This is a genomic window from Nonomuraea sp. NPDC003201, from assembly GCF_053590415.1.
This window is the reverse complement of sequence record NZ_JBSFTC010000132.1, coordinates 21,477-29,577: the sequence shown is the minus strand read 5'-3', so window position 1 is coordinate 29,577 and position 8,101 is coordinate 21,477. Positions and strand designations below refer to the sequence as shown.

Annotated in this window: 9 protein-coding genes; all 9 read right to left on the bottom strand. The window is 71.0% G+C overall.

Annotated features, from left to right (window positions below; genetic code table 11):
• Positions 1-53: 53 nt before the first annotated feature.
• Complete coding sequence (gene metK, locus ACWDX9_RS34960; RefSeq protein ID WP_350729101.1) at positions 54-1,241, bottom strand: methionine adenosyltransferase; 1,188 nt, start codon at positions 1,239-1,241, stop codon at positions 54-56.
• 128 nt (positions 1,242-1,369) lie between these two features.
• A complete protein-coding gene (locus ACWDX9_RS34955; protein ID WP_449961578.1) occupies positions 1,370-1,732 on the bottom strand; it encodes a hypothetical protein in 363 nt (120 codons plus the stop codon).
• A gap of 141 nt (positions 1,733-1,873) precedes the next feature.
• Positions 1,874-3,157: a bifunctional phosphopantothenoylcysteine decarboxylase/phosphopantothenate--cysteine ligase CoaBC gene (gene coaBC / locus ACWDX9_RS34950; RefSeq protein ID WP_449961575.1), complete on the bottom strand. Its 1,284-nt coding sequence runs from the start codon at positions 3,155-3,157 to the stop codon at positions 1,874-1,876.
• 8 nt (positions 3,158-3,165) lie between these two features.
• Positions 3,166-3,435 carry a DNA-directed RNA polymerase subunit omega gene (rpoZ, locus tag ACWDX9_RS34945; RefSeq protein ID WP_043638590.1) on the bottom strand — a complete coding sequence of 90 codons (270 nt, stop codon included), beginning with the start codon at positions 3,433-3,435 and terminating at the stop codon, positions 3,166-3,168.
• 5 nt (positions 3,436-3,440) lie between these two features.
• Positions 3,441-4,034 (bottom strand): guanylate kinase, encoded by a 594-nt coding sequence (gene gmk / locus ACWDX9_RS34940; protein WP_185072975.1) that lies wholly within the window; start codon positions 4,032-4,034, stop codon positions 3,441-3,443.
• A gap of 116 nt (positions 4,035-4,150) precedes the next feature.
• Positions 4,151-4,474: an integration host factor, actinobacterial type gene (gene mihF, locus ACWDX9_RS34935; RefSeq protein WP_020541698.1), complete on the bottom strand. Its 324-nt coding sequence runs from the start codon at positions 4,472-4,474 to the stop codon at positions 4,151-4,153.
• Between the two features lie 1,035 nt (positions 4,475-5,509).
• Positions 5,510-6,205: an orotidine-5'-phosphate decarboxylase gene (gene pyrF / locus ACWDX9_RS34930; RefSeq protein ID WP_449961581.1), complete on the bottom strand. Its 696-nt coding sequence runs from the start codon at positions 6,203-6,205 to the stop codon at positions 5,510-5,512.
• A gap of 49 nt (positions 6,206-6,254) precedes the next feature.
• A complete protein-coding gene (locus tag ACWDX9_RS34925; RefSeq protein WP_350729093.1) occupies positions 6,255-7,232 on the bottom strand; it encodes a dihydroorotate dehydrogenase in 978 nt (325 codons plus the stop codon).
• The gene (locus ACWDX9_RS34920) at positions 7,222-8,073 is read right to left on the bottom strand and encodes a dihydroorotate dehydrogenase electron transfer subunit (protein WP_449961572.1); all 852 of its coding nucleotides are present in this window, start codon (positions 8,071-8,073) and stop codon (positions 7,222-7,224) included. Before ACWDX9_RS34920 ends, ACWDX9_RS34925 begins: the two co-directional genes overlap by 11 nt.
• Positions 8,074-8,101: the final 28 nt, after the last annotated feature.

Here is an 8,101-nt window from a genome sequence, read left to right as displayed (position 1 = left end):
GCCCAGAGGCGCCGCAGACCAAGGCGGCGCCTCTGGAGCTCGGACGGCGTGGGTCAGAGGCCGGCGGCGGTGCGCAGGGCCTCGGCGCGGTCCGTGGACTCCCAGGAGAAGCCCTCACGGCCGAAGTGGCCGTAGGCGGCGGTCTCCGAGTAGATCGGGCGCAGCAGGTCGAGGTCGCGGATGATGGCGGCCGGGCGCAGGTCGAAGACCTGGAGGACGGCGTCCTGGATCTTCTCGACCGGCAGCTTCTCGGTGCCGAAGCACTCCACGAACAGACCCACCGGCTGCGCCTTGCCGATCGCGTACGCGACCTGGACCTCGCACCGGTCGGCCAGGCCGGCGGCGACGACGTTCTTGGCCACCCAGCGCATGGCGTAGGCCGCCGAGCGGTCGACCTTGGACGGGTCCTTGCCGGAGAAGGCGCCGCCACCGTGGCGGGCCATGCCGCCGTAGGTGTCGATGATGATCTTGCGGCCGGTCAGGCCGGCGTCGCCCATGGGGCCGCCGATCTCGAAGCGGCCGGTCGGGTTGACCAGCAGGCGGTAGCCCTCGGTGTCGAGGTCGAGGCCGGCCAGCACGGGGTCGACCACGTGCTCCTTGATGTCCGGCGTCAGCATCTCCTTCAGGTCGATCTCCGCCGCGTGCTGCGTGGAGACCACCACGGTGTCGAGGCGGACGGGCGTGTCGCCGTCGTACTCGATCGTCACCTGGGTCTTGCCGTCGGGACGGAGGTAGGGCACCGTGCCGCTCTTGCGCACCTCCGACAGCCGCTGCGCCAGCCGGTGGGCCAGGGTGATCGGCAGCGGCATGAGCTCGGGGGTCTCGCGGCAGGCATAGCCGAACATGAGGCCCTGGTCGCCCGCGCCCTGGCGGTCCAGCTCGTCCTCGGCCTGGTCGACCCGGCTCTCGTAGGCGTCGTTGACGCCCTGCGCGATGTCGGGGGACTGGGCGCCGATGGACACCGACACGCCGCACGAAGCGCCATCGAAGCCCTTGTGGGAGGCGTCGTAGCCGATCTCGAGGATCTTCTCCCGGATGAGGGCCGGGATGTCGATGTAGGTCTCGGTGGTGACCTCGCCTGCGACATGGACCTGGCCGGTAGTGATCAGCGTCTCGACCGCGACCCGGCTCTTGGGGTCGTCCTTGAGCATGGCGTCGAGAATCGCGTCACTGATCTGGTCAGCGATCTTGTCCGGGTGGCCTTCGGTGACCGACTCGGAGGTGAACAGGCGACGTGACAACTCAGTGGCTCCTCATGCAGCGGCTGCTGACGGATTTAAGGCCCGGGACGCATGGGCATACCTGGGCCTCGCCGAAGTCTAGCCCCACCCGGCGCCAAGGCGCGAAACCGTCCGCGATCCGGATTCCGTCACAGCTCGGGCAGCGGGTCGGGCGGCAGGGTCTCCGGCGCGAAGACCTCCGCGTCGGCGGCCGCCACCACGGCGGCGTACTCCTCATCGAACTCGAACACCATGGAGTCCAGCTCGATGACCGGTCCGGGCAGGATGGGGCCGAGCCGGGTGTGTCGCGGGAACTCCGCGAACACCGCGACCGGCCGATCGCTCCTGAGCGTCCTGGTGGCCAGCACCGATATCGAGGAAGCGGTGACCACGATCAGGAAATTCCCCGTCCCGCCCGGGCCCGCCGACACCGCCGGAAAGACGTAGCGGATCTCCCCCTGGTCGCCGAGCAATGTTCTACAACGGTCTCTGACAGCGGAACCCACCGGCATTCCATCCCCCTTCGCCCCAAGTATCCGCAGGCGAAAGGGGTGTAGCAATAGGTGATCGGGTAATCGCTCTTGCACGATTCGAACGGTCCAACACCGGGTACGAGCACCGGATACGCACATCCCGGAAGGGCCGGGGCCACGCTAGTGAAGGCGGGCCGCCACGAGGTCCCACACGACGTCGGCGAGCGCCTCCTTGGGCCCGAACGGCACCTCGACCGGATCGCCGCCCGCCACCAGCACGGTGGCCGCGTTGTCGGGCGTGCCGAACGCCAGCCCCTCCCCCACCTGGTTGACGACCAGCAGGTCGCACCCCTTGCGGGCGAGTTTGGCCTGGCCGTTGGCGAGCACGTCGTGCGTCTCGGCGGCGAACCCGACGATCACCTCGGGGTACGCCCCACGCTCCCGGCGCGGCACGACACCACCCGGCTCAAGCCCGGCGGCGGGGAGGGGCTGCGCCGCGTCTGCGGGGCGCGTTTGCGCGGCGCGGGCCTCGCGGCGGAGGGTGCCGAGCTCGGCGAGGATGTCGGGATTCTTGGCCAGGAAGATCGGCTCCGGCTCGCCGTCCGTCTTCTTGATCTTCGCCTCGTGCCGCGTGGCGGGCCGGAAGTCGGCCACCGCGGCGGCCATGACCACCGCGTCGGCGTCGGCCGCGGCGGCGAGCACCGCATCGCGCAGCTCGGACGCCGACTCCACCCGTACGACCTTGGCCCCGGCGGGGTCGGGCAGCGTGACGTTCGCCGCCACCAGCGTCACCTCGGCCCCCCGGGCGACGGCCGTGCGCGCCAGCGCGTAGCCCTGCCGCCCCGAGGAGCGGTTGCCGAGGTAGCGGACCGGGTCGATCGCCTCCCGCGTGCCTCCGGCGGAGACGACGACCTTGCGCCCGGCCAGGTCGCGGGGCCGGCCGCGCAGCACCCGCAGGCAGACCTCGAAGATCTCCGCGGGGTCGGGCAGGCGCCCGGGGCCGGTGTCGGCGCCGGTGAGGCGCCCGACGGCGGGGTCGATCACGACGGCGCCCCGCTCGCGCAGCGTCTCGACGTTGGCGCGGGTGGCGGGGTGCTGCCACATCTCGGTGTGCATCGCGGGCGCGAACACGACCGGGCAGGTGGCCGTCAGCAGCGTGTTGGTGAGCAGGTCGCCGGCCAGCCCGTGGGCCGCCCTGGCGAGCACGTCGGCGGTCGCGGGCGCCACCACGACGAGATCGGCCTGCTTGCCGATCCGCACGTGGGGCACCTCGTGAACGTCGTCCCAGACCTCGGCGGACACGGGGTTGCCGGACAGGGCGGCCCAGGTGGGCGCGCCCACGAACTTCAGCGCCTCGCGGGTCGGCACGACCCGCACCTCGTGCCCCGACTCGGTGAACAGGCGCAGCAGCTCGCAAGCCTTGTACGCGGCGATGCCGCCGCTGACGCCCAGGACGACCTTCATCGAAGGAGTCAGACCGCGCCTTCGATGGGCTCGGCGTTGAGCAGGCCCTCGGAGACCTCGCGCAGCGCGATGGACAGCGGCTTCTCCTGCGCGTGCGTCTCGACCAGCGGGCCGACGTACTCGAGCAGGCCCTCGCCGAGCTGGGAGTAGTAAGCGTTGATCTGGCGGGCGCGCTTGGCGCCCATGATCACCAGGGAGTACTTGCTGTCGACGATGTCGAGCAGCGCGTCGATCGGCGGGTTGGTGATGCCCTCCGCGGCCGGGGTGGTGCCTGCCACGATTGTCAGACCTCTCGGTTGGTGGTTGTCGTGACCCCCTGAGGGTCAGTCATCAAGGCTATCAGCCGGCGGCACACGTCTTGGACGCTTGTGTTCACGAGTGTCAAGTCGAACTCCTGCTCCGCGGCCATCTCGACCCGCCCCGCCTCCAGGCGGCGCGCGATGACGTCCTCGGGCTCGGTGCCACGGCCACGCAGCCGCTTCTCCAGCTCCTCCCAGGTGGGCGGGGCCAGGAACACCAGCAGGGCCTCGGGCATGCTCCTGCGCACCTGCCTGGCGCCTTCGAGGTCGATCTCGAGCAGGGTGGGGACCCCGTCGGCGAGCTTCTTCAGCACCGGCTCGCGCGGCGTGCCGTAGCGGTTTCCCGCGAACTCCGCCCACTCGAGCAGCTCCCCGGCCGTCACCAGCCGGTCGAACTCCTCGCCGTCGACGAAGTAGTAGTGGACCCCGTTCACCTCACCGGGACGGGGCCTCCTGGTGGTCACCGAGACCGACAGCCACACCGCGGGGTGTGCCCGCCGGAGCTCGGCGACGACCGTGGACTTTCCGACGCCCGACGGCCCTGAAAGGACCGTCAGCCGCCGTTCACTCAAGGGCAAGAATCCGACCTCCGCACCGGGCCCGAATGCCTCGTAGGCACTGACTTCGCCGGACCAGGACCTGTCGGTCACTTTCCTACCCCCCGTTGAACCTGCGCTTTCTTGTGGAACAGAGATTAGCTCTCGTTGCCACCGAACTCGCGCTCGAGGGAGGCCCTCTGGTTCGCGCCGAGACCCCGCACGCGGCGGGACTCGGCGATGGCAAGCCGCTCCATGAGCTGCTTGGCGCGGACCTTGCCGACGCCGGGGAGCGATTCCAACAGAGCCGACACCTTCATCTTGCCGATGACGTCGTCGGTCTGCCCATCCTTGAGCACCTCAGCCAGAGAAACCGCGCCATGCTTGAGCCGGTTCTTGACCTCGGCACGCTCTTTACGGGCCTTGGCAGCCTTCTCCAGGGCTGCGGCGCGCTGCTCAGGGGTCAGTGGAGGAAGAGCCACGCCGGGTCACCTCGAATTTCTGTCGATGTACTCGGACGGGAAGGGAAACTAGCTGGTCATCGCCCCCTAAGCAACGTCAAGCGCCGTTTCTCTCCTCACAAAATCCACTTCATCACTCTGCGTGTTCGTAAAATCACATAGTGCTGATCAAATCGCCCTCACTTCCCGGTTCGCGCGTCGGCTCGCGACGTTGTCGCGAAACGCAACGATGATCGCATTCCAGCCACCCACCGATGTCCGAAACCCTGGCCAGACCAGGGCCGAAACCCATTCTGAAGATCGCGTGCGCAGGCCCCCGCGGATGCATTACGATCTTGCCAGGCACCCCGGCACGGCATGATCCACAAACCCCGCCGCCCACCCCACGGACGGCACCCCCGCGCCAAGGAGCCCACCACCCCGATCCGAGCCCGCGGATCACCACCCACCGCGCCACGCAATCACCCGCGCCGCGGACTCGACCGCGCCGCGCGTTGAGCACCGTGACGGTGAGCCTGAAGAGCGATCAGCTATCAGTCGGGGTTGAGAGGCCGGCGGGCGATCGACTACCGGCCAGGGCCGAGCGGCAGGGCCGTGGGCCAAGCTGAGAGGCCGGTCCGAGGGACCGGTCGCCCACCCGATCGGGGCGATCGCTCAGGCGGGCGGAACGGCAGGCGTCGGTCGGCTGAAGGTCCGGCGGCACGGCAGGCGTCGGCTGGCCGAGAGTGCTGGCTAGCTGAGGACTCGGGCGCGATGGGCCGGCGTTTCGCCACGGAGCCGGTCAAGAGTGCGCGTCGTCACGGCGACCGGCCCGTGAGCCTTCACGACCGGCCATGACAGACGGCAACGCACGTCGGCGCGTGCGGCCCACCGTGCGCAGCCGTAATGGATGGATGGCTTGAACGGCGCGCGGCCCACCGTGCGCAGCCGTAAAGGATGGATGGCTTGAACGGCGCGCGGCCCACCGTGCGCAGCCGTAAAGGATGGATGGCTTGAACGGCGCGCGGCCCACCGGGCAGCCGCAAGAAGGACACACGGTGAAGCCGCAGAAGTGGGCTAAGAGGCGCGGCGGAGAGAAGAGGCTATTGCGGCGGCGGCGGCGCCCGGGTCGGGAGAGGCGGTGATGGGGCGGCCGATGACGAGGAGGTCGGCGCCGTCGGCGAGGGCCTGTTCGGGCGTGGCGACCCGCGCCTGGTCCTGCGTGTCGGCCCCCGCGGGCCGCACCCCCGGCGTGATGAGCGTGATCCCCTCCCCCACCTCCGCCCGCACCGCGGACACCTCGTTGGGCGAGCACACCAGCCCCTTGGCGCCCGACTCCACCGACAGGGCGGCCAGGCGGCGCACGGCGTCGTCGGCGGGCCCCACGAGCCCGATGCGCGCCAGGTCGGCCTCCGACAGCGAGGTGAGGATCGTCACCGCGGCGATCTGGGTCTGCGGATCGGCGGCCTCCACGGCGGCGCGGATCATGGCCGGGCCCCCGGCGGCGTGCACGGTGAGGATGGCCGGGCGCAGGCGGCAGACGGCGCGGGAGGCGCCGGCGACGGTGTTGGGGATGTCGTGGAGCTTGAGGTCGAGGAACACCTGCACGCCGCTGGCCCCCCGCACCGAGGCGATCACGTCGGGGCCGTAGCGGAGGTAGAGCTCCAGACCCACCTTGACCGTGCTGACGTGCGGCGTCACCAGGGCCGCCCACTGGGCGGCGGTCTCCAGGTCCGGGGCGTCCAGGGCGACGGCGATGGGCGCGGGAGTCAGGAGCGGGGCGGGACTCAAGACGAACTCTCCTCGGTACGGCAGCTGATGATCATGGTGTGCTCTCTTCGGAGTCGACGAGCAGGTGGCGGGGGGCGCTCCCCGGCGGGCGGTGGGCGAGGCCGACGGCGTCGGCCAGGCGCTGGAAGCCGCGGGCCCTCAGAAGGTCCTCAAGCTCGCGTTCGATGCGCAGACAGGCGTAGGGGTCGTGGAACAGCGCCGTGCCCACTCCGACCACGCAGGCGCCCGCCAGGACCAGCTGGAAGGCGTCCCTGCCGCTCATCACGCCGCCGATGCCGATGAGGGGCACCCCGGGCAGGGCGGCGTGGACCTGCCACACGCACCGTACGGCGAGCGGCAGGATCGCGGGCCCCGACAGTCCTCCGGTCACGGCGGCGAGCGAGGGCCGCAGCGCCTCGGTGTCGATGGCCATGCCCAGCGGGTTGTTGATCATGGACAGCGCGTCGGCCCCCGCGTCCACGCAGGCCCGCGCGACCGACACGATGTCGGCCACGTCGGGGGCCAGCTTGGCCACGACCGGCACGTCGTAGCGCATGATGGAGCGGACCGAGGCGATCACCTCGGCCGCGGCGCTGCCCTCGCGGGCGAAGACGCGGCCGCGGTCCTCCATGTTCGGGCAGGAGAGATTGACCTCGAGAGCGGTGACCCCGGGCGCGTCGGCGAGCCTGCGGGCCAGCTCGGAGTATTCGGCGACGGTGCCGCCGCCGATCGAGACGATGGTCTTGATGCCCCGCTGCGCGAGCCAGGGCAGCTCGCGCTCCAGGAACGCGTCGATGCCCGGCCCCTGCAGGCCGACCGCGTTGAGCATGCCCGAGGGCGTCTCGGCCATGCGCGGCGTGGGCCGCCCGGCGCGCGGGGCCATGGTGATCGAGCGGGTGGTCAGCGCCCCGAGCCGGTGCAGGTCGAAGAACTGGGCCAGCTCCCGCCCGGACGCGGCGCATCCGGCGGCCGTGGTGATCGGGTTCGCGAGCTCCACATGCGCCAGAAATGTCCGCATATCAACTGACATGTCGTGCACCGCCTCCGGGGGCGCCGAGCGCGTCGAACGGGATCGTTCCCACGTCCTCGAAGCGCACCCGCTCCCCCCGGAACACCGGTCCTTCCGCGCATGCCCGCACCATCCTGGTCACCCCGTCATCCCCGATGACGGGCAGCACGCACGTCATGCACACCCCGATGCCGCAGGCCATCGACTCCTCGACGGCCACCTGCACCGGGATGTCGAACTCCATCGACACCGCCGTCACGGCCCGCAGCGTCTCCATCGGAGCGCAGGCGTAGACCGCGTCGGCCCGCGTGTCGGCGATCACCGAGGGTAGCGCGTCGGTTACCTTGCCGCGAAGCCCGAGCGAGCCGTCCTCGGTGGTCAGCGTGGTGGTCTCGGCGATGCGGCGGGCCCGCATGGCACCGAACACCCGCTCGGCCCCGGCCCCGCCCAGCACGAAGTCGACCCGGCAACCCCGCGCCAGCAGCGCGTCGGCCAGCGGGAACAGCAACGCGGAGCCGTACTCGGCGCCGACCAGCACGCAGTGCACCGGGTCGCGCGGCAGCGGAAAGGGCCGGCCGAGCGGCCCGACCAGGTCGAGCGTGTCGCGGGCGCGCCGCTCGGCCAGCCAGGCCGTGCCGGGGCCCCGGGCGGTGAAGACCAGCTCGACCGTGCCGCCGTAGTCGGACTTGACGTCATGGATGGACAGCGCGCGGCGCGTCACCATCGACGTCTGGCTCCCGCCGACCGCGACGGAGACGAAGTGACCGGGGCGGTAGCGCTCGGCTATGCCGGGCGCCACCACCGTCAGCGCATGGTAGGCGTCGACCCGGCGCGTGGTCAGCACCGTGCCCGTCACCTGCACCGGAGTGCCGGCCAGTCGTCTTCACCTC

What these genes read in the sequence shown, in the direction of transcription:
- ACWDX9_RS34955 (WP_449961578.1), bottom strand. Translation starts at nt 1,732, where the DNA reads ATGCCGGTGGGTTCCGCTGTCAGAGACCGTTGTAGAACATTGCTCGGC.
- ACWDX9_RS34925 (WP_350729093.1), bottom strand. Translation starts at nt 7,232, where the DNA reads ATGTCAGTTGATATGCGGACATTTCTGGCGCATGTGGAGCTCGCGAAC.
- coaBC (WP_449961575.1), bottom strand. Translation starts at nt 3,157, where the DNA reads ATGAAGGTCGTCCTGGGCGTCAGCGGCGGCATCGCCGCGTACAAGGCT.